Here is a 26,318-nt window from a genome sequence, read left to right as displayed (position 1 = left end):
GTCCGTGACCGCTCGGGAGCGCACGCCGGCTCTCAGCACGGGGCCGGCCCCTGCCACCCGGCTCCTCCCTTCCAGTGCACGGCACGCCGGCCCTCGCCGACAACCCCCACCGGGCGGCGCGCAAGCGCATCAGGCGCGTACGGCAGATCTCCGGCGGCGTGCGCGGCGGGAGTGCCGTCTGGTCACGTCCCGGGGAAGCTGTTACGGGTGTCAGCGACGCGGTCGGCTCCGCACGCTCGTCACCTGCCCTGCGCTCCGGGGGCCGCGACAACGACGCGGGCGCGGTACTGCCGGCTCCGGAGGGCAGTGGCAAGGCAAAGCGACGTTGCCAGGTCATCCTCTCCTGCCGCGTGCGAGGTAGCCGACGAGAGCGAGGGCGGTCCAGAGGGGCCAGGACCCGGCGTCCGTGGCCTTCTTCCGCCGGTCGTCCTCACCGGCCACCTTGGCGTGGACAGTGATGTCCTGCTCGGCGAAGGCGCGGAGAATTCCCCGGGTCTGCTGGAGAGCCCCCGGTGCGGCGATCATGAGATCGAGGGCGGTGCGGGCGGCCTGTTGTTCGGAGAGGGTCTCGCGGGCGAGGCCGAAGATGATGGTGCGCAGGTTCTCGGCGAAGACCTCGGTGACGGACAGCTCCGGGCACAGGTAGCGGATGGATCCCTCGAGGTTGGCGAAGGACTTTCCCAGCAGGGAGATGACTGGGCTGGTGCGGATGCCGCGGCGGGTGGCGTGGGCGAGGACGGCGGTCAGGGTGACGCCGAAGTTGAGTTCCTCCAGCGTGACGGAGGCGATCTTCGGGACGAGCAGGCTGATGTCGGAGCGGAACCCGGCGACGTCGGCCCAGGTCGTGGCGGTCCCCATGTCGATCCACGTCGCGGCCAGGCCCGCGCCGTCATTGGCCGCGAGGTTGAGCAGGGCCAGCACCAGGTGCCGGCTGGTACCGCTCTCCATACGGCCCACCATGCCCCAGTCGATCAGATGCGCGGGCTCGCCCGGGGCGACGAAGATGTTGCCCGGGTGCGGGTCCGCGTGGAAGAACCGGTCGAGGAAGTAGCCGCGGTACATGAACGCCATCAGGTCCCGGCCGATGCCGGTGCGCTGGGCGGTGGTGAACGCGCCCGGGTCGGCGTCGCGGATCGACACGCCCGGGGCCAGCGCCTGCACCAGCACCCGCCGGGTCGGCGGCAGCAGCACCCGGGGCACGGACAGGCACGCGAACTCCTCGCACAGCTCCCGGGCCCGGCGCATGTGGCCGGCCTCCACCCGGAAATCCGTCTCCGCCTCCATGGCCTCGAACAGCACGCCCAGCATGGCGGACACGTCCACCACGGCTGTGAACCGGGGAGCGGCCCGCGCCAGGAGGCGGGCGGCCCGCCGCAGCAATTTGATGTCCTGGGCCATCACGTGTTCCACACCCGGGCGTTGGACCTTGACGGCGGCGAGTGTGCCGTCGGCCAGCCGCGCCCGGTAGACCTGGGCCAGCGAGGCGGCGCCCAGCGGCGCCGAGGTGTCGATCTCCCGGAACAGCCGCCGCCACCGTGGCCCGAATTCCGCCGCGAGCACCGGCTCGAACGTGCTGAACGGCGCGGGGGTGACCTGGTCGTGCAACTGCCCCAGCTCCTCCAGCACAGCCGGCGGCACGAAGTCCGGCCGGGTGGAGAGCATCTGCCCCACCTTGATGTAGAACGGACCCAGCTCCTGCAGCGCCTCCCGGACGGCCCGCGCCTGGCCCTCGGCGTCTTCCCCCGGCTTCGCCCGGCGGACGCGGACCTGCTCGGCCAGCAGCCGCCCCACCACACGCGCGACATGCCGTGTGCGGCCACCGCCCACAGACCCTCCCCTGCGCACGACCCGCGCCGGAACCGGCGATACGGCCCACCCGTGCATCGGGGGCGGGTACTCCCTGCTCTGACTCTCTTCCGGTCACCTCCAGTGCACGGCACCTCGCCGTCGGCTCACAACCCCGCACCCGACGGAGCGCGAAGGGGACGGGGAGGCGCACGGCGCCCGGCAGCGGCGTGCGCCCGCCCACCCCCGCCCGCGATTCCGCGCGGCCCTCCGTCCGAAAGGACACCGCGCGCCCAGCCACCGCCCGGCTCGTGCACCCGGCATCGGGCGCTCATGAGCAGAGGCGCACGGCCGGGCAGCTTCCCGCCTCCCGCGGATGCTTCCGCAGGCGCAGGCGCAGGCGCAGACGCGTCCGCGCCGCCGCCAGGCCGAAGGCGTCGGCGACGAGCGCGGCCACCGGCGGGGGACCGGCGACGTGGATCGACCTTGGGGTGCCGGTGTCCGGAGCCAGGGTGGCGCGCTGCCGTCGCAGACCGCGCAGCACCTGCGGCCACAGTGCCCGCAGACGGGCCTCCGGCGACGGAGTACGCCCCCCGAGGCTCGCATGCCCCGTCCGGCAGCCGGGATGTGCTCGGCGGGCGCACTCACCGGCCGGGGGAAGCGCGCCGGTACTCCCTGACACCACACGGATCCAGGCGCGGTCCCGGATGCCATCCGTGTGCACGACCCGGCTCTGCGCGGTCGCTCGTTCCGCGACTCCGCGTCGTCCCTGCGCCTGGCGCGAGCCGACACCCCAGCGCAGTCGTCAGTGATGGGCGGGGCGGCATGCCGTACGCCCCTGGCGTACTCCGCATGATTGCCGAATGCCCCCGGCCGGGGCGTTGCGCACCTGGACTGGCAGGGCGCGGTGTGTCGTCATAAAAGGAGCGGCCAAATCCGCCAGAGGACCGAGGGAGGATGCCATGGCACGGAATCGAAGGGGAGTCGGCGGCCTGCCCTCCGGCCTGACCGGGGGCTTAGGCGGCACGGTCGCATCCTCTGGTCCAGCGGGTCCCCCAGCGGTTGGCACAGTGCGGCTACGCGGAACTCCGGACCGTCGCCGCCGACGAGAAGGCCGGCACCTTCTCACTCCCAGGAAGCTCCGCCGCAACCCGCTTGTCCAAGCGAATTGAGCGGGGAGGCCGACGTGAATGTCACGGACGTGCCCCAGCCCGTCCCGGCCCCTCGACACACAGCGGACTCGCAGGGTGCGCCGAGGCATGTGGCGGTGATTCTTGACGGCAACCGGCGCTGGGCCGCGGAACACCGGCTCCCGCTCTTCGCCGCATACCGGGCAGGGGCCGTACGCGTGCACGAACTCGCCGGCTGGTGTGAACAGGCAGGCGTCACCTTCGTGACCGTCTGGGCGCTCTCCCGGGACAACCTGCGGAGGGCTCCCGCCGTGGTCCGACAGATCATGGACGCGGTCACGGCCGGGCTGCAGAGGATGGCGTCCACCGGGCGGTGGCGCATCCGCATCATCGGCGCCATGGACGAACTGGAGGCTGAGGACGCCCGCACCCTGCGAGGGATCACGGAACAGACCCGGCACATCCAGGGCATCACGCTGAACGTGGCCCTCGCCTACAGCGGGCGGGACGACATCGTGACCGCCGTCCGCTCCCTCGCCCGCAGCGAGGGTGCGGGCGGCGGGGCTGTCACCGAAGACCGGCTGGCCCGGCATCTGTCCACAGCCGGCCAGCCCGACATCGACCTGGTCATCCGTACCTCGGGCGAACAGCGCCTGTCCGGATTCATGGTGTGGCAGGCCGCGGAAGCGGAACTCTACTTCACCGATACCGCATGGCCCGACTTCGACCACCACAGCTTCGACGCGGCACTGCGCTGGTATCACGGTCGCCATCGACGTTTCGGCCGCTGAGAATACTGATCGTCACGAAAGGTCGGGGACCGCGGTCCTGGACGCCCACCACAGCCGCACCCGGAGCCCCGGGCCGTCATCGGGAGGTGTGTTGAACAGGACCCGACGGCCGCTCTCCCGACGCCTTGCCGTGCATCGCATACCGGTTCACCTCGAAGCCACCGGACAACGCCTTGGAGCCCCTGCCCACCCCCACCATCAACTGGTGGGACCACATCGCGACCACCCGAGGCCCGGCTCACACCCCATGGCCACGAGTACCTCGTCGCCGTCACCTCCGCCGTGCTGTGTGCCGTCGGCCAGCCGGTGATGGCCTCGCACTCCCCGCGTTCGCCGCCCGGCGCCGCCGGTTCGGCATCCGACCCCTCCACGCTGGCATGACCAGCCATCGAAGACAGGTGTCCCCATGCCTCTGCTGGACTTCGACCTTCCCTTTCCACCGCTGCCCGCGTCAGCCTGCATGCCCGGGGAAGTGGAAGCGGCCCGCGAACGAACGGTGCGCTGGCTCGCCGAACGCGACCTCATCCGCAGTCCCACCGAGAAGGAAGTGCACCTGGCGAACCACCTGGCCGAGTGGAGTTCCCTCAGTTACGTCGATATCACTGGGCCCCAACTCGACCTGCCGATCCGTATCGGCAGCCTGATGTACCTGCTCGACGATCACCTTGACGGACCCGTGGGCCGGCACCCCGATCAGGTACTGGCCTTGTGCCGAGAAATCGAGTCCGTCCTCACGATTCGCACCCCCCGGAAAAATCGAGGATCCACCCCGCTGATTCGAGGGTGGGCCGAGTGCTGGCAGGAATACATCCAGGGGATGCCACCCACCTGGATCTCTCGCACCCACCGAAACCTCCGGGACTGGCTGTGGACCTATCCCGCAGAGGCCCACACGCGCCTGAGCGGATCCATCCCCGCACCCAGGGACTACCTCCGCCAGCGTAGGTTCACCGGCGCCCCGGAGGTCTACTTCGACCTCGTCGAGCGTATCGCCGGATTCGAGCTGCCCGAACACATCTACCGCACCTGGTGGGTCCGGGACATCCGCAGCGTCGGTACCCAGGTCTGCACTCTGGTCAATGACGTGCACTCCGTCGAACGGGAAGAAAGGGCCGGAGACGTCCACAACCTGGTGCTGGTCCTGGAACACCACCAGCACCTCACCCGTGCCCAGGCCGTCGAGGAGGTGCGGAAGATGACGCATGAAGCCGCGGCACGCCTGCGGGACCTGGAGACAAGGATTCCTGTGCTGTCCAAGCCGTTCCCACTCACCTCGGACCAGCAGGCCGACCTCCACCGGTACGTAGAAGGGGTCAGGGTTGTCAGCCACGGTTCACATCAATGGTCCTTGTCGGCCAAGCGCATGAACCCGACCTGGCGGTAGCGCGGAGTTGATCGGTGCCAGGTAGGTGAAGGCTTGGAGGTCTTCGAGGTCCGGTCACGGGCTAACGCGTTCGCGCCGGGGCGAAGGGGATCCCCGATGACATGCCGCGGCGGCCGATCACGAGGGACTCGCCGAGGAAGCTCACGCCAATGGCGAGCTGGAGGGGGCGTGCTTCCTCGTGCATGCCCATATTCACCGCCACGATGTTGAAGCCGGCCGAGACTGCCAGAGTGCCGAGCACGGCGAGGAAGGTACGGCCGGTGTACCGCTGCCACAGGACGCCCTTTCTTTCGACGAGTTGAACCGTCGTGCCGCGGAGTGCTCCGAGTGCGGCACCGAGGGTGGTAGCGCAGGCAGTCCTGGACGTGGCCGCCCGGCATGGGCTGGAGCATGCGTCGCTGCGCAACGTCGCCGAGGAAGCCGGACTCGCCGTCGGCTCGGTCCGCCACTACTTCGCGGATCACGACGAGTTGATGACCTTCACCATGAGGGAGCTGGGCCAGCGCATCGGCGACCGCGTCCGAACCCACGCCGAACGGCTCCTGGCTCCCGACGGCGGCACCGACCGCCGGGCCGCAACGCAAGAGCTCCTGGCCGAGCTCCTTCCCCTGGACGAGGCCCGCCGCCGGGAGTCCGCACTCTGGCTCGCCTTCACCACCGCCGCACACACCCGCCCCGAACTGCGGCCCTGCGCCGCCGAGATGCAGGCCGGCCTGCACGCCCTGATCTCGCGCGTGCTGCACGAAGCGCGGGGCGCCGGCGGGCTACCGGGCGACATGGACATCGAACTCGAAAGCACGCGACTGGCTGCCCTCCTCGACGGACTCACTCTCCAGGCAACGCTGTTGCCCGACCGCTATCCGCCGAAGCTGCTCTTGCAGGTACTGCAACGGCACCTGGATGCCCTCAGGGCCGGCGACTGACCTCCGGCCAACGCGTCCAGCGCGCTCGTTCGAAGTGGCTTCCCGGTTCCCGCACCGGAGGCGTTGCGGGGTGCGCGGTGCCTCCGGCCTGCGGGAACGGGGTCGATCAGGCGCGTACGAGGTGGCACGTGGCCGTTGCGGTTGAATCCGGGCCCGGCCTTCTGCGGGGCCGGACCGTAGTTGTCCGAGGCGGGTACGGCCGGGTCGAGCCAACCGGTGCGCTTTGGTAGGGCAGGAGCCCTCCCCAACCCGACGTGTACCGAATTTCCTCGGAGTCGCCCGCCGAAACGGGGTACGCACCCCCGAGGCGGTGTGCAAAGCTACGAGGTATCAACTCTTATGTGTCACGGCGGCCAAGTTGAGATGTGACAGCGCCGCGCTGAAGCAGGCGTGAGCTTCGCTCCGACAGCCCGCATGCCATCGGAGCGAAGCCGTCATCGGGCGGCCCCAGATCCACCGACCCCCGGAGCTACGATCCGGGGGTCGGTGCTATCGCGCCATCCAGTTGCCTAAGACCGGCATCACGAACGCCGCGATCACTACCAGGGCCTGGTGACGGCGCTCGATCCCGTCCAAGACCACGCCGGCCCCGTCCGAGATCTTGCCCAGCCACTCCCGCACGCGCTGAAACACAGCCATCGCCCCTCTCTCGACCCCGGGCCCTCAGGCCCGAGCCCCAGGCAGGGTGCCCGGGGGGCACCTGATGAGGGATCGCTATGCACAGCAATCGCGATGCTACGGCAAAACCACGGGCCTGCAGGCGAGTTGTGAAAGATGAGCGGCGCCGCCACCGCGAGCTACAGCGAGGCCGGGGGGTGCGCGTGCGGGCACTGGGTGGCGGCGGGTGCGGGGAGGATGCGCATGCGGCGCAGGAGATGACGGGTGGTGCGCCGGCTCAGGGTGCTGCGCCAGGTCATGCCGGGGTGGCGGGAGCGTAGATGTGACAGGGCTCGGGTGGCCAGGCCTGTGTGCTGGAAGGGTTGCTCGATGACGACATCGGTGATGACGGCCTCGGCGCAGTCGGTGCAGATCCGGTAGTGGACCTGGCCGACGACCTTGCGGATGTGGACGAGAAGCAGGCACTCCTCGCCCGGGTGAGGATCCCCGGGGATGCGTGAGGACAAGAAGTCGATTGCCCGGTAGGCGAGGATCCGGCGGCGCAGCCGGCCCGAGTTCTGGCCACGCCGTGAGTGCCGGGCAGTCCGTGGGCGGTGCGGCCTCTCGGTCTCGGGGGCCGCGCCGAACAGGGTGCTCGTGGGACGCGCATGTTGTCCGTGCATAAAGCCCGCCTGCCCAGCCCGGGGCCACTGATGCCGCTGCCTGAAGGACCGGCGCTGCCGCATCCGGATGAACGCTGCCTGTCCCGACCGCTGTGTAGCCATTGGCCCTCTGATGGTGCAGTTCCAGGGGCCAAGAGTAGGCCAATGGCCCAGTACTGGGGCCCTCCCTTGAGCCAACAGCCGGTGTGATGGTGTGATGGGGATGTCGATGGCGCTGCGGATCCCCGCGGCGCCTTTTTCATGTCGGGACACCGAAGGGCGGGAAGCAGTGCTGAAGAGGGCGTTCGTGGCACCGGATCCGGGGCGGGGCAGACTGCGGGTCGCCATCCGCGCCGTCGTGGGTGTGGCTTCCGCGGTCGCCGTTGCCCAGATGTCCGGCCTGCCGCTGACCGCCTCCATCACCGCTGGGCTCGCAGCGCTGCTCGCGCTGTTCACGGTCGCTGATCTCACCGTGCGGCGCCAGGTGATCACCACCGCGTTGCTGCCGGCCGTCGGTTTGCCCGTGCTCGCGCTGGCGGCCGGGCTGCACAGCCTCCCGCTGGTGCGGGACGTGGCCTTCCTCGCCGTCGTGTTCTGCGGGGTGTACGCCCGCCGCTGGGGTCCGAGGGGCAACGCGCTCGGCATCTTCGGCTTCATGATGTTCTTCGCGACTCAGTTCCTGCACGCCGTTCCCGCGCAGTTGCCGCACTTGTACGCGGCCGTGATCATGGCTCTGGCAGCCGCCGGCCTCGTCCGCTTCGGGCTCTGGTGCATTGAGCGGCGCACCCTTCCGCCGGCCGGCCCGGCGCCTCTCGCCGCGACGGGCCTGGCGCGCGTCACGACCCGGCAGGCCTTCCAGGCCACCTTCGCCTGCGGTCTGGCGCTGGCCGTGGGCCAGCTGGTCTCGGACGAGCGCTGGTACTGGGCCGTCGGTACAGCCTGGTGGATCTTCGTCAACACGGCATCGCGCGGCGAGACCCTCGTCCGGGGCTTCCGACGGGTCCTGGGTACGGTGATCGGTATCGCCACCGGCATGGTCGTGGCGATTCCCCTGCACGGGGCCGTAGCGCCCACCGGAGCCCTCGTCGCGGTGTGTGTCTTCGGGATCTTCTACACCGCCGCCGTGTCGTACACGTGGATGATGTTCGCCGTCACCGTGATGGCCGGGCTGCTCTACGGGCTCATGGGTGTCCTGGACGCGGACCTGCTCACCCTGCGCCTCGCCCAGACCGGCGTCGGAGCGGTGGGTGCGGCCCTGGCCGTCCTGATCGTGCTGCCCGTCACCACGCACGCTGCCACCGACGCCTGGATACAGCGCGCCCTTCGGTGCGTGCACGCCTGCGCCGCCGAAGCCGGCGCACGGCTCGCCGGCTCCGCGGCGGCCGACCCGGCGCCCCTGGTCGCCGAACTGGAACTGCTGCTCGGCCGGGTGCGGCTCTCCCTTGCCCCGCTCGTCCACCCGCTGAATCCCTCGCGTACCCGCAAGGAGAAGGCTCGTCGCGTGCTGGCGCTCCTCGATGACTGCGCTCGCGAAGTCCGTGGACTGGCATCCATCGCCGCGGACCCGGAGGCTTCGCACGACGACCGGCTCGCGGCCGCTTGCTGGCGCGTGGAGGCCGCGGTGGAGGCACTCGCCCCGACGGGGAAGGCGCGCGACGCGAAGATGGCCGGAGCCGCCATCCCGCAGGTCTCGGCATCCGACGACGCGCTCGCCCACTTGCACGGCCTGGAGAGGGCACTGGCCGAACTGGCCGGGCCTTTGCACAGCTCCCGCCCCTCGCCCCTGGCCGGGGCCTGACCACCCTCTGCTCTCGTCGGCGACGCGGTGTAGCGTCGGCCGGACATGCACTGGACGCACCGGACGGGCCGACGGGGCTGGACGGGACTAGACGGGGGAGGCGGCGCGTGGCCGGCACGGGACAGCGGGTACGCAGTCGGGGGCGGCGGGCGTACATCGGGTCGTTCACGGAGGCGGGCGGGCAGGGGCTCACCGTCGCGGACGTCGACGCCGTCACCGGCGCGCTGACGCCCCTGTACGCCACCGACGCCGTGGTGAACCCGTCCTTCCTCGCGCTCTCGCCCACCGCGGACGTCCTGTACGCGGTGAGCGAGATCCCGGAGGGGGCCGTCGTCGCCTTCTCCCTCGCCGACCCGGACCGGCCGGTGCCGCTCGACGCCCCTGTGCCCGTCCGTGGCGCCTCCCCGACGCACCTCGCGACCGCCGGAGGGCACGTCCTCACCGCCAATTACGGCTCGGGCAGCGTCAGCGCCCTTCCGGTGCGTGCCGACGGCGGTCTGGAGGCGCCCTCGGCGGTCCTGCCGCACCGGGGCGGCGGCCCCGTGGCCGGGCGGCAAGAAGCCCCCCACGCGCACGCCGTGGTGCCCGATCCGTGCGGCCGCTGGGTGCTCGCCGTCGACCTCGGCACGGACTCCGTGTGGAGCTACGCCCTCGACCCGGTGACGGGGGTGCCGAGGCCCCACGGCGCGACACCGCTCCGCCCCGGGACCGGCCCCCGGCAGCTCGTCTTCCACCCGCGCGGCGGCCGCGCGTACGTCCTCAACGAGCTGGAGTCGACCGTCACGGTCTGCCGCTGGGACGCCTCGGCGGGGGACCTGGAGCCGCTCGGCGAGGAAAGCGTCATCCCTCGGCGGACCGCCGGGGCTCCCGGCACCACGGTGCCCAATTACCCCTCGGCCCCCGTGGTCTCTCCCGACGGCCGGTTCCTGTGGGCCGCCAACCGCGGCCACGACACCATCGCCACGCTGGCCCTCGACGCCTCGGGTGACGTCCTCGGGCTCCGCGCCACCGCCGACTGCGGCGGCCACTGGCCCCGCGATCTGGCGGCGCACCCGGGAGGCCGCCTGCTGTACGCCGCCAACGAACGTTCCGGTGACGTCACCTGGTTCACCGTCGAGCCCGGCACGGGCCTGCCACGCCGCGCGGGGTCGATCGCGATGCCCGCCGCTTCCTGCGTGGTCTTCGCCTGAGACGCGGGCCGGCCCCGGCCCCCGGCCGACGGCCGGCCGGGCCACCAGCCTCCGGAAACGACCGGAGGGGCCCATGAGGGCCCCTCCGAACAGCGAAGCGTCCCGAGAGGGACGCCGAACGAGCGTCAGCGGACCGGCGCGCCCTGGAGGGACGGCTCGGGCGCGATGCCCAGCGCGGCCGCGTACTTGGCCAGGGCGAGCTTGCCGATCGCCGGGTAGGCGCCCAGCGGCTCGGCCGCCGCGCAGCCCGCCTCCTGGGCGGCCACGGCCGGGAGGGACTCGGCCATCTCGGGGCCGATCAGGCAGGGCGCCAGGGCCAGGTTCCGGGAACCGGAGCCGCGCAGCCGCTCGGCGGTGCGGGCGATCGCGCCCTCCTCGTCCAGCGCGGCGGCCATCACCGGAACGGCCAGGCGCGCGGAGAGCAGCATGCCGGTGATCCCGGCGGCCTGCACGGCTTCCTCGCCGCCGATCGTGGCGAGAATGATGCCATCAGCAGCGGTTGCGACTGTGAACAGTCGAGCGCGGTCGGCGCGGGCCAGGCCCGCCTCGGAGAGGCGCACGTGCAGCGCTTCGGCGAGCAGCGGGTGCGGACCGAGCGCGTCGGTCAGCTCCACCACGGAGCCGCTGCTCATGACGGACTGGCGTATGCGGCGCAGCAGGGCGCTGTCGGGCCCCGCGAGCAGCGGCACGACGACGGCGGCGGGCCCCGCGGCCCACGCGTCGCCACGCTCGTCCGCGGCGGCCTCTTCGCGGGCTTCGCTGGCGCGAGCGGCGTGCTGGGCCGTGGCGTAGCCCAGGACGGCGTCCAGGGACGGGTAGCCCTCGCTGCCACCGTCGGCGTCCACGTAGCCGATGCGCGCGTCGAGCCCCGGGAGCTCGGCGCGCGCGATGCTGAGGATCTCCTCGGCGAGGAGGCGCGTGGCGGGGTCGGGCGTTCCGGGTACGGCGAGGACCAGCGGGGGCGCACCCGCTGGAGCGGCCGCGGGCTCCGGCCGCCGGTGCCGTCCAGGCTGGCGGGGACGCGGCATTCGTACAGGCAGGCCGGATACGGGCCCTGTGGGGGAGCTCATGGCGCCGCATGTTAGTCGTTCGGAGGACTGGGCCGTTCGGGTGGGGGCAACTAGATGACGTCTGTCCGGATTTATTCGGTGGTTCATACGATCAGTGGAGATGTGTTCAGCAAATGATCCGTAGTAATCCGGCTTCGGTGGGTAGTCGCAGTTCGTTCTCCGCCAAGGCCGCTGCCACGAGCGACGCCCCGCCCAGCGGGTCGTCCGCCGCAGCGGTCAGACGCGCATGAGGTAGTTGCAATTGCAACTCTCGATGAAGTGGTGTCAGGAGGGGTTCGCCCATACGGAGCAGTCCGCCGGTGAGGGCCACCAGCGGGGGCCGGCCCGTCGCGGCCGCCGGACGGGACGACTCCGGACCGTGCTCCGACCCGCGCTCCGACCCGCGCTCCGGCCCCCGTTCCGGATCCTGTTCCGATCCGCGCTCCGGCCGTGGGCACACCGCCGCCGCGGCCCCGGCGATATGCCGGGCGGCCTCGCGCAGGATGCGGGAGGCGACCGGGTCGGTCCCGGCGCACCGGCCGACCTCGGGGGCGAACGACGCCAGCAGCGCGGGCCGGTCCGCGCGCGGGTACAGCTTTCCCGGCAGGTCAGGCGCGTGGCCGAGCGTGGCCTCCAGCCTGGCCAGCAGGGCGGGCGAGGCGCCCTCGCGGCCGTCGTACGCGCGCATCGCCGCCTCCAGCCCGGCACGGCCGATCCAGGCGCCGCCGCCGCAGTCACCGAGGAGGTGCCCCCAGCCGTCCGCCCGCCGCCAGCCGCCGCCCGGGGTCAGGTCGGTGCCGAGCGCGACCAGCCCGGTGCCGAGGGCGACGACCGCGCCCGGCCGCTGGCCCAGGGCACCCGCGTACGCGGTCACCGCGTCCGAGGCCAGGGCGAGCCGCCGTGCTCCGAGCGCGTCGCGCAGCGCGCCGGGCAGGACGGCACGGAGATCGTCACCGAGTGTGGCCATGCCGGAGGCGCCCACACAGACGGCTTCGCAGTGCTCCGTGCCCGCCTCGCGCAGCAGACGTACGGCGGCGGGCAGGACCCGGTCGAGGAGGCTGCGCGCGTCGATGCCCCGGTCGCCCATGACGGCGGGTTCCGGGGAGGACCAGAAGAGGGTCTCGCCCGCACCCCGGGCGGGCGTCAGGGCGATTCTGACGCCCGAGCCGCCGGAGTCGATCCCCAGGACGGCGGAGTGACCGGGCCGGGGACGGCCGGGCGGCAGGCTTCCGGGGGCGCGGTCCACGGGATCAGCTGCAGCCGCGCGCGGCGCGCTCGCTCGTCGGAGCGCCCATACGGACGGCGCCCGCGCTCGCGCACGGCCGTGGCGCGCCCTGGGCCCGTGCCCGCCGCGGTGTCCGCCGCGGCGCGTCCGTCCGCCGTGGGTCGTCCGTGAGATCCGCGCGGGTGGCCATGGCGGGCACCTTACCGCCCAAGATCACGGAAGTTGCCAGTTGACGGGAGCCGCCCCCTGCTGGACCAGGAGGTCGTTGGCGCGGCTGAACGGCCGGGAGCCGAAGAAACCGCGGTCGGCGGACATGGGGGAGGGGTGGGCGGACTCGACGCACGGCACTCCGCCGAGCAGCGGACGCAGATTGCGGGCGTCGCGGCCCCACAGGATCGCCACCATCGGCCGGCCGCGCGCGACCAGCGCCCGGATCGCCTGCTCGGTGACCTCTTCCCATCCCTTGCCCCGGTGCGCGGCGGGTTTGCGCGGGGCGGTGGTCAGGGCCCTGTTGAGCAGCAGGACGCCCTGCTCGGCCCACGGGGTCAGATCACCGTTGGACGGCCGGGGCAGCCCGAGATCGGTGTGCAGCTCGCGGAAGATGTTCTCCAGGCTGCCGGGCAGCGGCCGCACCTCGGGCGCGACGGAGAAGCTCAGGCCCACGGCATGGCCGGGCGTCGGGTACGGATCCTGACCCACGATCAGTACCCGTATGTCGTCGAACGGCTGCTGGAACGCGCGCAGCACATGGGCGCCCGAGGGCAGATAGGTCCGGCCCGCCGCGATCTCGGCGCGCAGGAAGTCGCCCATCGCGGCGATACGTCCGGCGACCGGCTCAAGTGCCTTGGCCCAGCCGGATTCGACGATCTCGTTCAATGGTCGTGCAGCCACGGGGCGTCACTCTACTGGCTGAGCCCGTGCCGGTACGAACGGAGCGGGCAAAAGACGGCCGCGGCCGGTGCGGGCGGTCCGCCGCCCGCACCGGCCATGACCTCCGGCAGGGGAATCCGGGTCAGACGGCCCAGCCGTACTGGTCGGGGATGCGCCGGTCGGCGCCCAGGGCGGTCGCCGCGCGGCGCGCCCAGAAGGGGTCGCGCAGCAGCTCACGGCCCAGCAGCACCGCGTCCGCCTCCCCATTGGCGATGATCTTCTCGGCCTGCTGGGGGTCGGTGATCAGTCCCACCGCGGCGACCGGCAGACCGGTCTCCTCCTTCACGCGCCGGGCGAACGGCACCTGGTAGCCGGGGCCGACCGGGATGGTGGCCGGCGCGTTGCCGCCGGTGGAGACGTCGAGCAGATCGACGCCGTGGGCGAGCAGCTCCCGCGCGAAGCGCACGGTGTCGTCCGCCGTCCAGCCCTCGCGCTCGTCCTCGGGGTTCTCCGTCAGCCAGTCGGTCGCGGAGACGCGGAAGAAGACGGGCTTGTCCTCGGGCCACACGGCGCGGACCGCGTCCACGACCTCCAGCGGGAACCGGACGCGGTTGTCGAACGAGCCGCCGTACTCGTCGGTCCGGCGGTTGCTGTGCGGCGAGAGGAACTCGTGGATGAGGTAGCCGTGCGCGCCGTGCACCTCGACGACCTCGAAGCCGGCGGCCAGGGCGCGCCGCGCCGCATCGGCGAACTGTCCGACGATCTCCTTGATCTGCTCCACCGTCAGCTCCGCGGGGACCTCGTGGTCGTCCGCGTACGGCAGCGGGCTCGGCCCGGCCACCGGCCAGCTCTCCTCCCGGCTCGCGGGGCCACGGCCCCGCCACGGCCGCTCGGTCGCCGCCTTGCGCCCGGCGTGGGCTATCTGGATGCCGGGAACGGTGCCCTGCCCCTTGAGGAAGGCCGTCACGCGGCTAAGCGCCTCGGTCTGGGTGTCGTTCCACAGGCCGAGGTCGGCCGGGCTGATCCGGCCCTCGGGGCTGACCGCGGTGGCCTCGACCAGGATGAGCCCGGTGCCGCCGGCCGCGCGGGCGGCGTAGTGCTGGAAGTGCCAGTCGTTCGCGACACCCGCGTCCGGCCCGAAGACCTCGGCCGAGTACTGGCACATCGGTGCCATCCAGGCGCGGTTGGGGAAGGTCAGCGAACGCAGGGTGTAAGGCTCGAACAGGGAACTCACGACAGGCTCCTTCTCGTATGGGCCGAGGCGCTCGGGCGGGCCGGGGCACGCTCGTACGATAACTGTCGTACTACGGTAGATGTCAAACTACGAGAGTTCTCGTACGAGCCTCGTATACTCGGTCCTCGCAGCGACCCCGAGGAGCACCCGTGCAGACGCCGTCCGGAAACCCGTCGCCCAGTCGCGTCCTCGACCACCCCGTCCGCGCGGACATCCGGCTCGAGTGCGTGCTGCACGCCCTGTCGGACCCCATGCGTCTGCGGATCGTGCGGTCCTTGGCGGCGGCGGGGACCGAGCAGTCCTGCTCCGTCCTGGAACTGCCCGTCAGCAAGTCGACGACCACGCACCACTTCCGTGTGCTCCGCGAGAGCGGTGTGGTCAGCCAGATCTACCGGGGCACGGCGAAGATGAACGCCCTGCGCCGGGACGATCTGGAGGCACTGTTCCCCGGCCTCCTCGACAGCGTTCTCACGGCGGCCGACCGGCAGGCCGGCCGGCTCGGCGAGGACGGCTGAGGCAGACCCGCGGGCGACCGGGGCCGGCCTCGGTCAGGGACGGTCGCGTGCCGCGGTGAGCAGGCCCTCCCAGTCCGGGATCTTCACCGGTCCACGGCCCAGCCGCTGCCCGAGCGCGGCCTCCGCCGCCTCGATGGCCAGCCAGCCCGGCCACCGCACCGGATCCTGCCCCGCCGCCCGCAGCGCGCCGCGGGGGTCACCCGCCGGTCGTCGCGCCATGAGCGCCCGGGCGTCGGCCAGCAGTGACGTCACCGTCTCCTTGGCGCACGAGCGGTTGGTGCCGATCACCCCCGTCGGCCCGCGCTTGATCCAGCCCGCGACGTACTCGCCGGGCGAGGGGACGCCGCCGCGCAGGACGCGCCCGGCGGTGTGCGGCACGGTTCCGTGTTCCGCGTCGAACGGCAGCCCCGGGACCGGTACGCCGCGATAGCCGACCGACCGCAGGACCAACTGGGCCTCGATGTCCTCGAACCGGCCCGTGCCGACCACTCCTCCGTGCTCGTCCGGTGCCGTCCGCTCGAAGCGCACCGCGCGCACGGCGTCCTGCCCGAGCAGGGCGACGGGCCGCAGGAAGAACCGCAGCCGGATCCGGCGCGCGAGGCCCCGGGCCGGCCGCCCGCACCAGCCGCGCAGCACCTCCACATTGCGCCGGCCGGCCGCCGGCAGCCCGGACGGGTCGTCCCACGCGGGGTCCAGAGCCGCTTCCCCGGCCCCCACGAGCACCTCCGCCCCCGGCAGGGCGCCCAGCTCCCGCAGTTCCTTCGTGGTGAACTTCGCCTGACCCGGGCCGCGCCGGCCCACCATGTGAATGTCCGCCACCCGGCTGTCGGCGAGCGCGGCCAGCGCCGCGTCCGGCACATCGGTGGCACGCAGCTCGTCCGCGCCACGCGCCAGCACCCGGGTCACGTCGACCGCCACGTTGCCGACCCCGATGACGACCGCCGAGCGCGCCCCCAGCACGAACCCGCCGGGCGCCGCGTCCGGGTGGGCGCTGTACCAGGAGACGAACTCCGTGGCCGAGAAGCTGCCCGGCAGGTCCTCCCCGGGGATCCCCAGGCGCCGGTCGGTCGCGGCCCCGACGCAGTAGACGACCGCATGGTAGAGGTCCAGCAGCCGGCGCGGTGCCAGGCCCCCCGCCTCGTCACCCACCCGGACGTTGCCGAAGAAGGAGACGGCCGGGTGCTCAAGGGCGGAGCGCAGAGTGCTCTGCAGCGATTTGATCTTCTCGTGGTCGGGGGCCACCCCGTAGCGCACGAGTCCGTACGGGCAGGGCAGCCGGTCCAGGACGTCGACCGTCACACCGGGCACGTCCTGCTGCTGCACCAGGGCCTGGGCGGTGTAGATCCCACTCGGGCCCGATCCGACGACGGCGACGCGAAGCACGGCGGAACTCCTTCCCGCGGGTGCGTCCAGGATCGCACCGGGGGCCCGGATGCGGGAGGCGTGCGGGAGACACGCGGGGGAGACGCGGGAGGACTGAGGGAGAGCCGGGGGAGAGCCGGACGCCGCCAGGGCGGGCGCGGGGTCTCATTGACCGAGGCGGTGCGCGGGGACATGCTGTAACCCCTGCGGCGGCCGGCCCCCGGACCGGTCCGTTCGGCAGGGCTTCGGTGGTCCGCCCCGCTGACGAGGGTGGCCTCCGGTGTGTCCGCTGATTTTGGGCGACACGGGGGAGCGCCCAAAATCAGCGGGCTGCCCTAGGTTTGACGGCGCGTCAGCCGACCAGGTCGAGCACCGGGCGCAGCGCGTCGGGGCGTTCCTCGACCGGCAGGTGATCGACCAGGTGCACCGCGCAGCCCAGCCGGGCGGCGCCCCCGTCCGCGTGCCGGTTGTCGCCGACCATCAGCGCGTCCTCGGGCGGCAGGCCGAGCGCCTCGCACGCCGCCCGGAACAGTCGTGGATCGGGTTTCTGGACGCCGTGTTCGTAGGAGAGCGCGTACGCGTCGATCCATCGGTCGAGTCCGTGCGCGCGGAAGACCGGCCGCGGGTCCCAGCCGATGTTGCTCACCACGGCGATGCGCACGCCGCGCCGCCGCAACCCGGCCAGGACCTCGCCCGCGTCGGGGTACGGGCGCCAGGCCGCGGGCTCCATGTGGCGGGCGTACAGGGCGTCGTAGAGGTCGGGGTGCGGCAGCGGGACCTCGCGGGCCATCCCGGTGTAGGCGGCGCGGTGCCGTTCCGCGGTGCGGTCGCGCTCCGCCCACACCTCGGCGAGGTGCGCCGGAACCGTGCGCGGGGCGATGCCGCCGGGCAGGGCGCCGACGGCCTCCAGGGCGCGGGTCAGTCGCGCGAACTCGGCCCCGTCCAGCTCGATCCGGGCCCCGTCGAGCGCGGAACGCAGCCAGGAAGCGGTCGACTCGATGCGGAACAGGGTGCCGGAGAAGTCGAAGAGAACACCTTTGGCGGTCATCGCGCCAGTCTCCCGGCCCGGCCCGCTCGGCGCTCCGGGTTCCGGGACCCGGGGCGGTCCGGCGCGGCCGGCCGTCGGCACCGGCGGCCGGTGTGCGACGGGCCGGACGGTGGCCCGGGCACGTCAACCGGGCACGTTCGGGCGTGAGTCGCGCGCGAGGCGAGTGCCGACGATGGGCCGCGTCGTCGCGGCGTAGACGAGCGCCACGGTGACGCCCGCGAGGTGCCCGAGAGCGGCGATGTTGGGGATCAGCGCGACCTCGATGATCATGGCGATGGCCGTGCCGGAGACGAGGGTGGGGGAGCGGCACGCCCACCCGACGCAGATGAGCAGCCCGACCACGGCGGCCGACGGGCCCGTGTCGAGGGCGTGGATGTCGACGTCCCGCATGCCCGGAAAATGGCCGGAACCGAGCTGCGCCAGGGCGCGGACGGCCAGGCTGGCCGTGAGGGACGACAGCAGTGCCACCACGGCCGTGCGCCGCGCGCCGAGGACGCATTCGGCGAGGGCGAAGACGGGCGCGACCTGTGCCACCGACGCCAGGTAGGGCAGGTCGGGGGCCGGTACGAACAGGGACATCGGCAGTCGGGCCACGGCCAGGGGCAAATCGACGTCCGCCCGCACTCCGCCCAGCAGCCATGCCAGATGAGCCCCGTCGGCGGAGAGCGACGCCGCGTGGAAGAAGGTGAGGAGAAGCAGGGAGACGGCGGTCAGTGGTACGGCGGCCAGTCGCCGCGTGCGCACCGTGGCCACGGGCAGGTCGACCACGCGGTGCCACTCCGCGCCCAGCGACCGGGCCGCCCTGCCGAAAGGGGAGCGTTCTCCTTCTCGCGTCGTGATGCCGTCTCTGAGCTGCCTGACCATCGCAAACCGCGCCATACGTGCATAACGATAAAAAACCGGACAGGAAACGCCACGACTCCGGTACCCACTCGGCTCAGTCACAGATCGGCGAATTCCCCGTCGCGGACCGGTCATACGCGTCCGGCCGGTTCGCCGTCGTCCGACGCGCCCTTGGGCAGAAGGAAGACCCCCCAGGCCACCAGCAGCGCTCCCACGCCCTCCGGCACCAGCCACCAACCGGTGCGGACCCGGTCGCCGTAGACGATGATGCCGAGCGCCAGACTGGCCAGGGCCTCACCCAGGACGAGGGCCGGCTGGGAGGCGACCAGCGGACCGGACTCCATGGCATTGGCCAGCAGGAACAGCGAGGACGCCCCCGCGGCCACGAAGCCGTAGGTCTGCCAGGAGCCGAGGAACGCGCCGATCCCCCCGTCGCCGAGCGTGTCCATGGCGTACTTCATCAAGATGGCCGTGACCCCGTACCCGATCGCCGCCGCGCTGCCGAACAGCGCCGCCCGGGCCATGCCGCGGGGGCGGGTCAGCGCCGCCGCGACGCACAGGGCCACGCACCCCGCGGCGGCGAGCAGTGTGAGGACCCACACCGCCGGGGAGAGCGGCGCGCTGCCTTCCCTGGGCGCCGCCGCGGTCAGGGCGCCGCCCAGGCCGGCGGCGACCATGCCGGTCGCCAGCCAGGCGGCGGCGGACATCCGCTGCCTCGACGTGGCACTGGCGATCAGGAGGGCCAGGGGCAGCTCGGCCACCAGGATCGGCTGCACCAGCGTCACCGATCCCAGCCCCAGGGCGAGCGCCTGGAAAGCGGCCGCGGCGACGGTGACCACGATGCCCACCAGCCAGGCCGGGCTGCGCAGCAGGAACGGAACGACGCGCGCGCTGAACGCGTCACCGGGCGGCAGCCGACGGGCCGCGACGCGCTGCAGCACCGTCGCCGAGGCGTTGGCGACGGCTGTCAGCAGGGCGAACAGCACCGAAAGCGCGGGCGTCATTCCTCGGCCCCATCCTGGACGAGTCGCTCCTGGACCGCGGGCCGTGGCCCGCGCACAGTCAACCGGCATCCCGGCGGGATGTCCGGGAGGCCCGCCGTCCCACCGGGGGATGTACGGCTCCGCCCGCGTCGCCGGACGGTCATCCCCTCGCGTACGAGCCGAGGCCGACCAGGCAGTAGACGACTTCCCACATCGTCCGGCCGCCCCACGTGCTGCGGCTCGAGTAGGCGTACTCCGTGGAGGGGTTGCTCTGGCACCTGTTCATGTCCGTGGTGCCGGGGAACGTCTGGATCACCCGGTAGTGGGCCGTGGAGGAGGAGCAGGGGACCACGTCGACGTCGACCTTCACCGGGGTCGTCGAGTGGGGGATGGTCCCGTCGAGACAGGTGCCCGACCGGAAGGGACTGGCGGTGGGGGTCGGGGCGACGGGCGGCGGGGAGCCGGGGAGCGGCACGGCGGGAGCCGTGGTCGTCGGGGCGCCGGGCGGGGTCGCCGAGACCGTGGGCGTCGGGGCGGCGGCCGTCGACGAGGAGTCGTCACCTCGGTTCAGGGCGACGATGAGGGCGATGACGGCTGCCGCGACGGCGAGGGCGACGAGCCACGCCGCCCGGCGGCCGTGCCCGGCCGGCACCACCACGCGGATGAGCACCTCGCCCTGTGCCGTGGTGATTCTGATGAGGTTGCCGTTCCGCACCGGCGGGATGCGGATCGTGACGTTGCCGGACGGGAGCGGGATCTCCCGGGTCGTACCGGAGGAGGCCTCTTGGGGGGTCAGGTGGAGCGTGATGACATCTGGCACGGGAACTCCTCGGCTGGTCAGGTGGGCTGCCCGGGCCCGGGCGGGCTGTCGGTGGTGTCGGTGGGGGCGAAGAGCCCGGGCGGCAGCCGGTCGATCCAGCGGATCGTGGTGCGCGCGGTGGAGATGCCGTAGTCGAGGACGGCGAGGAGGTGGGGGTCGGGGCTCTCCGCCCGCAGGGCCCCGCGCAGTTCGCGGTAGCCGGCCAGCAGGCGGACCTGGTGCTCGCGCTGCCGGCGCAGCACGTCGGCGAGATGTCCGGGAGGAAGGTACTTTCCCAGCGCGACGAAGAGCAGCAGCGGCAGCCGCATCGTGGCCTCGCCGGGCCCTTCGGCCACCCACCGCGCGAACGCCCGGCGGCCCGCTTCCGTGAGGGTGTACGGGCGGGACCGGCGCCGCCCCGCGGGGCCCGGGTCGACCAGCCCGGACGCGCTCATCGCGATCAGCTCACGGTAGACCTGACTGCGCGTCAGCGACCAGAAGGGGCCGATGACCTGCTCGGCCACGGCCGCCAGGTCCCAGCCGGTGCGCGGCCCGTCGTGGAGGAAGCCGAGCAGCGACGCGGCCGTGGAGTTGACCGCGAGGACATCCGCCTCGGCCGGTAGGGCATCGGTGGCGGCTGCCTGCTCGCCGTCCGCGCCTTCGTTCATGGCGGGTTCCAGCCTGTCAGGGTGATGTGAAGAGGGTGTGCAGCCGGAGGCCGCGCCAGGGTCTGCGGCCGTAGGCGGTGATGCGGCCGGTCGCCATGGCGCGGCCGACCGACTGCCGGCGGAAGCCGACCAGCAGCGCGGAGCGGGCGTTCATGGAGACCACGCAGTCGGCGGCCCCGCCGCCGGCGGGCGTGCTCCGTGCCGTGCCGTGGGCGATGCGCAGGACGAAGGGCGTTCCCCCGCGCACGCGCACCTCGATGCTGCCGGCGAAGCGGCGTGCCCGTTCCCGGTCGAGCAGCAGCGGCAGCATCTGACTCATGACGGTCGGGGCCACCGCCGCCGCCGGGCGGTCCGCCATCCGCGTGCTCCCGCCGAGCGCGCGGGCCAGGTCGTAGCCGTGCACCAGCGTCTCGCTGACGGCGAGGGCGGCCAGCGTCCCGGTCGTGCGGGTCACCCCGGGCCCGTACCAGGGCGTCGGCCTCGGCTCGTGCGGGTCCGTGAGGCCGCCGAGCGCGGCGAGCAGCCTCCCGGCCGCACCGGTCAGCGCGTCGGCCGCCCCCACCGCTCCGGTGAACGTCGTCGACCGGACCGCGACGGCGTTGGCGGCCGTCACCCACTCCCGTAGTGATGCGGCGGTGGCACCGGCCACGCCGGTGACACCGACCAGGTCGGCCCATCCGTCCGGCAACTCGCCGCGGAGCGAGGCCGCGTAGGTGTCGTAGACGGTGCACAGGTGCGCCGTCAGTTGGCCGGCGTTCCAGTCCAGGCCCGGTACGGGCGCATCCAGGCGGCCCGCGTCGCCCACCGAGCGGGCCACGCGGCCGCTCTCGGTGACGAGCGCCGACCGCACGGCCCTCAGGTCCGGCACGACAGCCATCATGCGGCGGAGTCTGCTGCCGGGGGCCGCGCCCGTCAAGACATTCCACAGTGGAAGGTGCCGACATGACACATCGGACGGTGGAGCGGAGAACTCCGTTCAGCGCGACGGGAGTTATTCGCGCCGGTACGTGGGGCCGGCCGGCTTCTTGTGGCCGTTCAGGCGGTGCAGCCGCAGGGCGAGCTGGAGTTCGAGGGCCCTGGCGGGGCTGTTCCAGTCCGGGCCGAGAAGCCGGGCCACTCGGTCCAGCCGCTGCACCACGGTGTTGACGTGCACGTGGAGGGCGTCCTTGGCCTTGGACAGGCTCGCGCCATGGGTGTAGTAGGTGTCGAGGGTATGGGCCAGCTCGGTGCCCCGCTGCCGGTCGTAGGCGAGAACGGGGCCGAGGAAACGCTCGACGAAGCCGTCGATGTCCGACCGGTCGCCGAGCAGGACGCCGAGGAAACCGAGCCCGGCGATGTCGGCGCCGTCGCCGGTGCGGCCGAGCGCGTGCAGGGCGTCGAGGCAGCGGCAGGCTTCGGCGTAGGTGCCCGGGAGCCGTTGGGGCCCGGTGGCCGGCCCGGCGGATCCCACGGTGACCGGCGCCCCGGCCGCCTGCCCCAGGTCCCGGGCCAGCCGCGCGGCGAGTGCGCCGGGCTCCGACGACGGTACGAGGACGACGACGTGGCCGTCGCGGACCCCCGCGAGCCCGCCCAGCGAGCGGGCCCGGCGTACGGCTTCCGCGAACAGCCGCGCCCGCGGCTCACCGCCGGTGTCCACGGTGAGCACGGCGCAGGGCCGGGAGAGATCGAGGCCGAGCTTGCGGGCACGGATGGCGAGGCTTCCGGTGTCGTGGGGGCCGCCGTGCTGATCGAAGGTGAGCAGATCGTCGAGGAGTTCCCCGCGGACGCGATCCTCCGCCTCGGCGATGGTGCGGCGCAGCAGCAACAGCAGGGCGGCGACCAGGGCGGCGCGTTCGAACAGACGCCGGTCGGCGGCGGCCAGATCCGCGCGGCCGGTCAGCACGACGCTGCCGAGGAGTTCGGAGCCGGCCAGTACGGCGCACACCCAGGTGCCGTCCACCGGGACGGCATGACCACCGGTGCGGGAGGCGGCGATGCCCTGGGGGGACGGGGCGAGGGGGCCGGTGCCGGCCCGGGCCATTTCGGTGCCGTCCGCGTCGTGGAGGGCGAGACCGCCGCCGAGCAGGGCGGCGATCTCACGCACCAGGTCGTCGACGCTTCCGCCGCGCAGGACCAGGTCGGTGAGCCGGTCGTGGGCGTCGGCGGCACGGCGGAGGGCCGCGCTGTGGGCACGGGCGGTCTCGTTGGCCTTGTTGAGTTCGACGAGGGCGGCCCGGGTCTCCTCCAGCAGACGGGCGCTGTCGATGGCGACGGCGGCGTGGTCGGCGAGCGAGGTGAGCAGCGCGATGGCGCCCGGCGGAAAGCCCCGGGTGGTGCGGTCCGCGGCGAACAGCACGCCGATGACGCGCTCGCCGACACGCAGAGGGACCCCGAGGATGCCGCGCAACCCCTCTTCGCCGACTGCCGCGTCGATGGGGCGGGTGTGGGTGAAGCGGGGGTCGGCGCGGTAATCGGCGCTGGCGTACGGGCGGGCGGTCTGGGCGACCAGCCCGCCGAGACCCTCGCCCATGCCGAGCCGCAGTTGCTGGAAGCGGGCGGAGATCGAGCCGTCGGTGACCCGCATGAAGGTGTCCTCGGCGACGGGATCGTTGAGGGTCAGATAGGCCACGTCGGTGCCGAGCAGGGTTCTGGCCCGGTGGACGATGGCGCGGAGGACCGCGTCCAGGTCACGCAGTGCGGCGAGGTCGCTCGCGGTGTCGAAGAGCGCGGCCAGTTCGGCCTCGCGTTCGCGGTGCTGGTCGAGGGTCCGCCGGATCTCCAGCGCGGCCCGTGTGGCTTCCTCCAGGACGGACCGCTCCCCGGGCGGGAGTGCCGCGGTGGACACGTCGGCCGACAGGCGGGTGAACTGCTCGGTGGGTGCTCCGGAGGCCAGCATGGTCAGCAGCTGTCCGAGGGCCACCGTCGCGCTGGGTGCCGCCGCGCGGGAGGTGTGGTTGTTTACGGCGGCCATGGGCCGGTACTCCTTCCGTCCGGGTGCGGGGGAGCCGGCCGCGTGCGGGACGCGGTCCGGCTTGGGGACACGGCTTACCGCGTGCCCCCGGTTGTCCGCCGCGTCCCGTCCGCGGTGCGACGGGCGGGGGCGGGGGTGCCCAGGCTTACAGGGTGCCCGGGCCGGGACGTTCGGCCGGGGGAGTCGGCCGTGGTGGTGGCGGTGAGGTCCCGGCCGCGGGTTTCCCCGGCGACGGCGACGGTCACGGCGGTGACCGTCGCTGCCAGACAGAGGTACAGGGCGACGGGGACGGCGGAGTCGCACTCCCTGAGGAGTGCGACCGCGATGATCGGTGCCGGCGCGCCGGCGACGATGGAGGCGAGCTGGGAGCCCATCGACGCGCCGGAGTAGCGGACCTCGGTGTCGAACAGTTCCGTGATGAAGGCGGCCTGGGGGCCGTACATGGCGCCGTGCAGCAGCAGGCCGGCCGTCACCGCCAGGGTGATCACGGTGAACGACTCGGAGTCGAGCAGGGCGAAGAAGGCGAAGGCCCACAGTGCCATGCCGGCCGAGCCGATCAGGGTGACCGGCCTGCGGCCGACGCGGTCGGAGAGCGCGCCCCACAGGGGGATGGTGACGAAGTGGACCGCCGAGCCGATCAATACGGCGTTCAACGCGGTGCTCTTGGGCAGTCCGAGGTGGGTGGTGACGTAGACGAGGAGGAAGGCGGTGAGGACGTAGTAGGAGATGTTCTCGCCGAAGCGGGTGCCGATCGCCGTGAGGACCTCCTTCCGGTTGCGCCGGAACACCTCGATCACCGGGGCCTTCTCCTTGCCGCCGCGGGCGGCGCCGGCCTGGGCCTCGGCCTGGGCGGCGAGGAAGACGGGGGACTCGGAGACGGAGACGCGGACCCACAGGCCGAGCAGCACCAGGATGCCGGAGAGCAGGAACGGGACGCGCCAGCCCCACGAGCTGAAGGTTTCCTCCGACTGGACGGTGGCGAGCAGCGCGAGGACACCGGTGGCCAGGAGATTGCCGCCCGGGGCTCCGGCCTGCGGCCACGAGGCCCAGAAGCCACGCCGCTCGTCGCCCCCGTGCTCGGAGACGATGAGGACCGCGCCGCCCCATTCGCCGCCCAGCGCGAAGCCTTGGACGAGGCGGAGCACGGTGAGCAGGATCGGTGCGCCCACGCCGAGCGTCCCGTAGGTGGGCAGCAGACCCATGGCGAAGGTGGCCCCGCCCATCATGAGCAGGCTGATGACGAGCAGCTTCTTGCGGCCGATCGTGTCCCCGAAATGCCCGAAGACCATGCCGCCCAGCGGCCTGGCGGCGAATCCGACCGCGTAGGTGATGAAGGCGATCAGGGTGCCCACGAGCGGGTCGGCGGTGGGGAAGAAAAGGGTGTTGAACACCAGCGCGGCGGCGGAACCGTAGAGGAAGAAGTCGTACCACTCGATGGTGGTGCCGATGAGGCTCGCGACGACGATGCGGGCGATGCCGGGAGAACCGCCGGTGGCGCCGGGACCGGTGGCCGGTGAGTCGGTCATGTGTCACCAGTTTCGTAGGTGTGGGCAGGGCCGTGCGAGGCGAGGAAAGGGAGGGCCGAGGGCTCAATTCGCTCCCCAGCCGCCGTCCAGGGGAAGGGAGGCGCCGGTGATGTAACTGGTGTGCGGTCCGCACAGCCACAGGACGGCGGCGGCGACCTCCTCGGCTTCGAGGAGCCGTTTGACCGGGGCGCGGGAGAGCAGGACGTGGGAGAGGACGTCGTCGGCGCTGATGCCGTGCGCCGCGGCCTGATCATGGATCTGGCTCTCGACCAGAGGGGTACGGACATAGCCGGGATTCACGCAGTTGCTGGTCACCCCGTGCGGAGCGCCCTCGATGGCGGTGACCTTGCTCAAGCCCTCCAGGGCGTGCTTGGCCGTGACGTAGGCGGACTTGTACGCGCTGGCGCGCAGTCCGTGGACGCTGGACATATTGATCACCCGGCCCCACCCGCCGGTATACATGTGCGGCAACACCCGGCGGATCAGCAGGAACGGGGCGGTGACCATCACCCGCTGCATGAGGGCGAAGCGCTCCGGCGGGAACTCGGGGAGCGGAGCGATGTGCTGCAGACCGGCGTTGTTGACGAGGATGTCGACGGCCTCGGGCAGTGTGTCGATCACGGCAGGGTCGGCCAAGTCGGCGGCGTACGCCCTTCCCCCGATGGCGGCGGCGACCGATGCGGCCTTCTCGGCGTCCAGGTCGACCACGTGGACCTCGGCACCGGCCGCCGCGAGGGCGGCGGCGCATGCCAGGCCGATGCCGCTGCCGCCGCCGGTCACCAGTGCGGCGCGGCCCGACAGGTCCGCGCCGTGCGCGGCCGAGAGCGACGAGGCGGCCGCGCACGGCGCGTGCGGGACGGTGAATTCGCTGGTCATGGCCGGAAACGGTAGGGGCACCGGGCCGGCTCTCCTATGGGGGCGACCACCACAATGACCTGTATGAGGGTGGCGGAACCCCCTACGGAGGTGCCCGGGGTGGTGCGTTC

At 72.7% G+C, this 26,318-nt stretch carries 25 protein-coding genes; 6 read left to right on the top strand and 19 right to left on the bottom strand.

What is annotated here, in order from left to right:
- Positions 1-333: 333 nt before the first annotated feature.
- Together ACZ6MA_RS07990 and ACZ6MA_RS07985 are read right to left on the bottom strand one after the other, a co-directional pair.
- Positions 334-1,794 (bottom strand): ABC1 kinase family protein, encoded by a 1,461-nt coding sequence (locus ACZ6MA_RS07990; protein ID WP_469431955.1) that lies wholly within the window; start codon positions 1,792-1,794, stop codon positions 334-336.
- A gap of 322 nt (positions 1,795-2,116) precedes the next feature.
- Entirely contained in the window at positions 2,117-2,329 is a 213-nt protein-coding gene (locus tag ACZ6MA_RS07985) for a hypothetical protein (RefSeq protein ID WP_469431953.1), read from the bottom strand.
- 717 nt (positions 2,330-3,046) lie between these two features.
- On the opposite strand from ACZ6MA_RS07985, the gene uppS reads away from it, so the two are divergent.
- Together uppS and ACZ6MA_RS07975 are read left to right on the top strand one after the other, a co-directional pair.
- Positions 3,047-3,706 carry a polyprenyl diphosphate synthase gene (uppS, locus tag ACZ6MA_RS07980; RefSeq protein ID WP_469431952.1) on the top strand — a complete coding sequence of 220 codons (660 nt, stop codon included), beginning with the start codon at positions 3,047-3,049 and terminating at the stop codon, positions 3,704-3,706.
- Between the two features lie 406 nt (positions 3,707-4,112).
- A complete protein-coding gene (locus ACZ6MA_RS07975; RefSeq protein ID WP_469431950.1) occupies positions 4,113-5,090 on the top strand; it encodes a terpene synthase family protein in 978 nt (325 codons plus the stop codon).
- 61 nt (positions 5,091-5,151) lie between these two features.
- Here the strand turns inward: ACZ6MA_RS07975 and ACZ6MA_RS07970 are convergent, their stop codons facing one another.
- Complete coding sequence (locus ACZ6MA_RS07970; RefSeq protein ID WP_469431949.1) at positions 5,152-5,331, bottom strand: hypothetical protein; 180 nt, start codon at positions 5,329-5,331, stop codon at positions 5,152-5,154.
- 124 nt (positions 5,332-5,455) lie between these two features.
- Between ACZ6MA_RS07970 and ACZ6MA_RS07965 the strand changes: the two genes are divergently transcribed.
- Positions 5,456-6,013, top strand: coding sequence for a TetR/AcrR family transcriptional regulator (locus ACZ6MA_RS07965; protein ID WP_469431948.1), 558 nt, complete (start codon positions 5,456-5,458; stop codon positions 6,011-6,013).
- A 489-nt stretch (positions 6,014-6,502) separates the two neighbouring features.
- Here the strand turns inward: ACZ6MA_RS07965 and ACZ6MA_RS07960 are convergent, their stop codons facing one another.
- Together ACZ6MA_RS07960 and ACZ6MA_RS07955 are read right to left on the bottom strand one after the other, a co-directional pair.
- Entirely contained in the window at positions 6,503-6,652 is a 150-nt protein-coding gene (locus ACZ6MA_RS07960) for a hypothetical protein (RefSeq protein ID WP_469431947.1), read from the bottom strand.
- A 158-nt stretch (positions 6,653-6,810) separates the two neighbouring features.
- Positions 6,811-7,137 (bottom strand): hypothetical protein, encoded by a 327-nt coding sequence (locus ACZ6MA_RS07955; RefSeq protein WP_469431945.1) that lies wholly within the window; start codon positions 7,135-7,137, stop codon positions 6,811-6,813.
- A gap of 424 nt (positions 7,138-7,561) precedes the next feature.
- On the opposite strand from ACZ6MA_RS07955, the gene ACZ6MA_RS07950 reads away from it, so the two are divergent.
- On the top strand, positions 7,562-9,070 hold the full coding sequence (locus ACZ6MA_RS07950) for an FUSC family protein (protein WP_469431943.1): 1,509 nt from the start codon (positions 7,562-7,564) through the stop codon (positions 9,068-9,070).
- Between the two features lie 107 nt (positions 9,071-9,177).
- On the top strand, positions 9,178-10,260 hold the full coding sequence (locus tag ACZ6MA_RS07945; RefSeq protein ID WP_469431942.1) for a lactonase family protein: 1,083 nt from the start codon (positions 9,178-9,180) through the stop codon (positions 10,258-10,260).
- Between the two features lie 125 nt (positions 10,261-10,385).
- On the opposite strand, the gene ACZ6MA_RS07940 is transcribed toward ACZ6MA_RS07945, so the two are convergent.
- From ACZ6MA_RS07940 to ACZ6MA_RS07925, 4 genes are all read right to left on the bottom strand, one after another.
- The gene (locus ACZ6MA_RS07940) at positions 10,386-11,330 is read right to left on the bottom strand and encodes a sirohydrochlorin chelatase family protein (protein ID WP_469431941.1); all 945 of its coding nucleotides are present in this window, start codon (positions 11,328-11,330) and stop codon (positions 10,386-10,388) included.
- Positions 11,331-11,436: 106 nt separating this feature from the next.
- The gene (locus tag ACZ6MA_RS07935) at positions 11,437-12,555 is read right to left on the bottom strand and encodes an N-acetylglucosamine kinase (RefSeq protein ID WP_469431940.1); all 1,119 of its coding nucleotides are present in this window, start codon (positions 12,553-12,555) and stop codon (positions 11,437-11,439) included.
- A gap of 192 nt (positions 12,556-12,747) precedes the next feature.
- The gene (locus ACZ6MA_RS07930) at positions 12,748-13,425 is read right to left on the bottom strand and encodes a uracil-DNA glycosylase (protein ID WP_469431939.1); all 678 of its coding nucleotides are present in this window, start codon (positions 13,423-13,425) and stop codon (positions 12,748-12,750) included.
- Positions 13,426-13,546: 121 nt separating this feature from the next.
- Positions 13,547-14,638: an NADH:flavin oxidoreductase/NADH oxidase gene (locus tag ACZ6MA_RS07925; RefSeq protein ID WP_469431938.1), complete on the bottom strand. Its 1,092-nt coding sequence runs from the start codon at positions 14,636-14,638 to the stop codon at positions 13,547-13,549.
- Between the two features lie 149 nt (positions 14,639-14,787).
- Between ACZ6MA_RS07925 and ACZ6MA_RS07920 the strand changes: the two genes are divergently transcribed.
- On the top strand, positions 14,788-15,153 hold the full coding sequence (locus ACZ6MA_RS07920) for an ArsR/SmtB family transcription factor (protein WP_469431937.1): 366 nt from the start codon (positions 14,788-14,790) through the stop codon (positions 15,151-15,153).
- Between the two features lie 33 nt (positions 15,154-15,186).
- On the opposite strand, the gene ACZ6MA_RS07915 is transcribed toward ACZ6MA_RS07920, so the two are convergent.
- The 10 genes from ACZ6MA_RS07915 to ACZ6MA_RS07870 all read right to left on the bottom strand — a co-directional run bounded on the left by ACZ6MA_RS07915 (position 15,187) and on the right by ACZ6MA_RS07870 (position 26,208).
- Complete coding sequence (locus ACZ6MA_RS07915) at positions 15,187-16,536, bottom strand: FAD-dependent oxidoreductase (RefSeq protein ID WP_469431936.1); 1,350 nt, start codon at positions 16,534-16,536, stop codon at positions 15,187-15,189.
- A gap of 331 nt (positions 16,537-16,867) precedes the next feature.
- Positions 16,868-17,563, bottom strand: a complete 696-nt coding sequence (locus ACZ6MA_RS07910; protein ID WP_469431934.1) for an HAD family hydrolase — start codon at positions 17,561-17,563, stop codon at positions 16,868-16,870.
- 123 nt (positions 17,564-17,686) lie between these two features.
- Positions 17,687-18,331 carry a hypothetical protein gene (locus tag ACZ6MA_RS07905; protein ID WP_469431933.1) on the bottom strand — a complete coding sequence of 215 codons (645 nt, stop codon included), beginning with the start codon at positions 18,329-18,331 and terminating at the stop codon, positions 17,687-17,689.
- A gap of 206 nt (positions 18,332-18,537) precedes the next feature.
- Positions 18,538-19,410 (bottom strand): DMT family transporter, encoded by an 873-nt coding sequence (locus ACZ6MA_RS07900; RefSeq protein WP_469431932.1) that lies wholly within the window; start codon positions 19,408-19,410, stop codon positions 18,538-18,540.
- Positions 19,411-19,549: 139 nt separating this feature from the next.
- Positions 19,550-20,209, bottom strand: coding sequence for an LppU/SCO3897 family protein (locus ACZ6MA_RS07895; protein WP_469431931.1), 660 nt, complete (start codon positions 20,207-20,209; stop codon positions 19,550-19,552).
- Between the two features lie 17 nt (positions 20,210-20,226).
- A complete protein-coding gene (locus tag ACZ6MA_RS07890; protein ID WP_469431930.1) occupies positions 20,227-20,856 on the bottom strand; it encodes a PadR family transcriptional regulator in 630 nt (209 codons plus the stop codon).
- A gap of 16 nt (positions 20,857-20,872) precedes the next feature.
- A complete protein-coding gene (locus ACZ6MA_RS07885; RefSeq protein WP_469431928.1) occupies positions 20,873-21,736 on the bottom strand; it encodes a maleylpyruvate isomerase N-terminal domain-containing protein in 864 nt (287 codons plus the stop codon).
- Positions 21,737-21,847: 111 nt separating this feature from the next.
- Positions 21,848-23,806, bottom strand: coding sequence for a helix-turn-helix domain-containing protein (locus ACZ6MA_RS07880; RefSeq protein ID WP_469431926.1), 1,959 nt, complete (start codon positions 23,804-23,806; stop codon positions 21,848-21,850).
- 74 nt (positions 23,807-23,880) lie between these two features.
- The gene (locus ACZ6MA_RS07875; protein ID WP_469431925.1) at positions 23,881-25,332 is read right to left on the bottom strand and encodes an MFS transporter; all 1,452 of its coding nucleotides are present in this window, start codon (positions 25,330-25,332) and stop codon (positions 23,881-23,883) included.
- 63 nt (positions 25,333-25,395) lie between these two features.
- On the bottom strand, positions 25,396-26,208 hold the full coding sequence (locus ACZ6MA_RS07870) for a 3-hydroxybutyrate dehydrogenase (RefSeq protein WP_469431924.1): 813 nt from the start codon (positions 26,206-26,208) through the stop codon (positions 25,396-25,398).
- Between the last annotated feature and the right edge of the window lie 110 nt (positions 26,209-26,318).

Source organism: Streptomyces sp. NPDC042259, assembly GCF_055582085.1.
This window is presented reverse-complemented; position numbering and strand designations above follow the sequence as displayed.

Excerpts from the sequence above, each read along its gene's own strand:
- ACZ6MA_RS07975 (WP_469431950.1), top strand. The coding sequence starts at position 4,113 with ATGCCTCTGCTGGACTTCGACCTTCCCTTTCCACCGCTGCCCGCGTCA.
- ACZ6MA_RS07960 (WP_469431947.1), bottom strand. The coding sequence starts at position 6,652 with ATGGCTGTGTTTCAGCGCGTGCGGGAGTGGCTGGGCAAGATCTCGGAC.
- ACZ6MA_RS07940 (WP_469431941.1), bottom strand. The coding sequence starts at position 11,330 with ATGAGCTCCCCCACAGGGCCCGTATCCGGCCTGCCTGTACGAATGCCG.
- ACZ6MA_RS07910 (WP_469431934.1), bottom strand. The coding sequence starts at position 17,563 with ATGACCGCCAAAGGTGTTCTCTTCGACTTCTCCGGCACCCTGTTCCGC.
- ACZ6MA_RS07900 (WP_469431932.1), bottom strand. The coding sequence starts at position 19,410 with ATGACGCCCGCGCTTTCGGTGCTGTTCGCCCTGCTGACAGCCGTCGCC.
- ACZ6MA_RS07890 (WP_469431930.1), bottom strand. The coding sequence starts at position 20,856 with ATGAACGAAGGCGCGGACGGCGAGCAGGCAGCCGCCACCGATGCCCTA.
- ACZ6MA_RS07885 (WP_469431928.1), bottom strand. The coding sequence starts at position 21,736 with ATGATGGCTGTCGTGCCGGACCTGAGGGCCGTGCGGTCGGCGCTCGTC.
- ACZ6MA_RS07880 (WP_469431926.1), bottom strand. The coding sequence starts at position 23,806 with ATGGCCGCCGTAAACAACCACACCTCCCGCGCGGCGGCACCCAGCGCG.
- ACZ6MA_RS07875 (WP_469431925.1), bottom strand. The coding sequence starts at position 25,332 with ATGACCGACTCACCGGCCACCGGTCCCGGCGCCACCGGCGGTTCTCCC.
- ACZ6MA_RS07870 (WP_469431924.1), bottom strand. The coding sequence starts at position 26,208 with ATGACCAGCGAATTCACCGTCCCGCACGCGCCGTGCGCGGCCGCCTCG.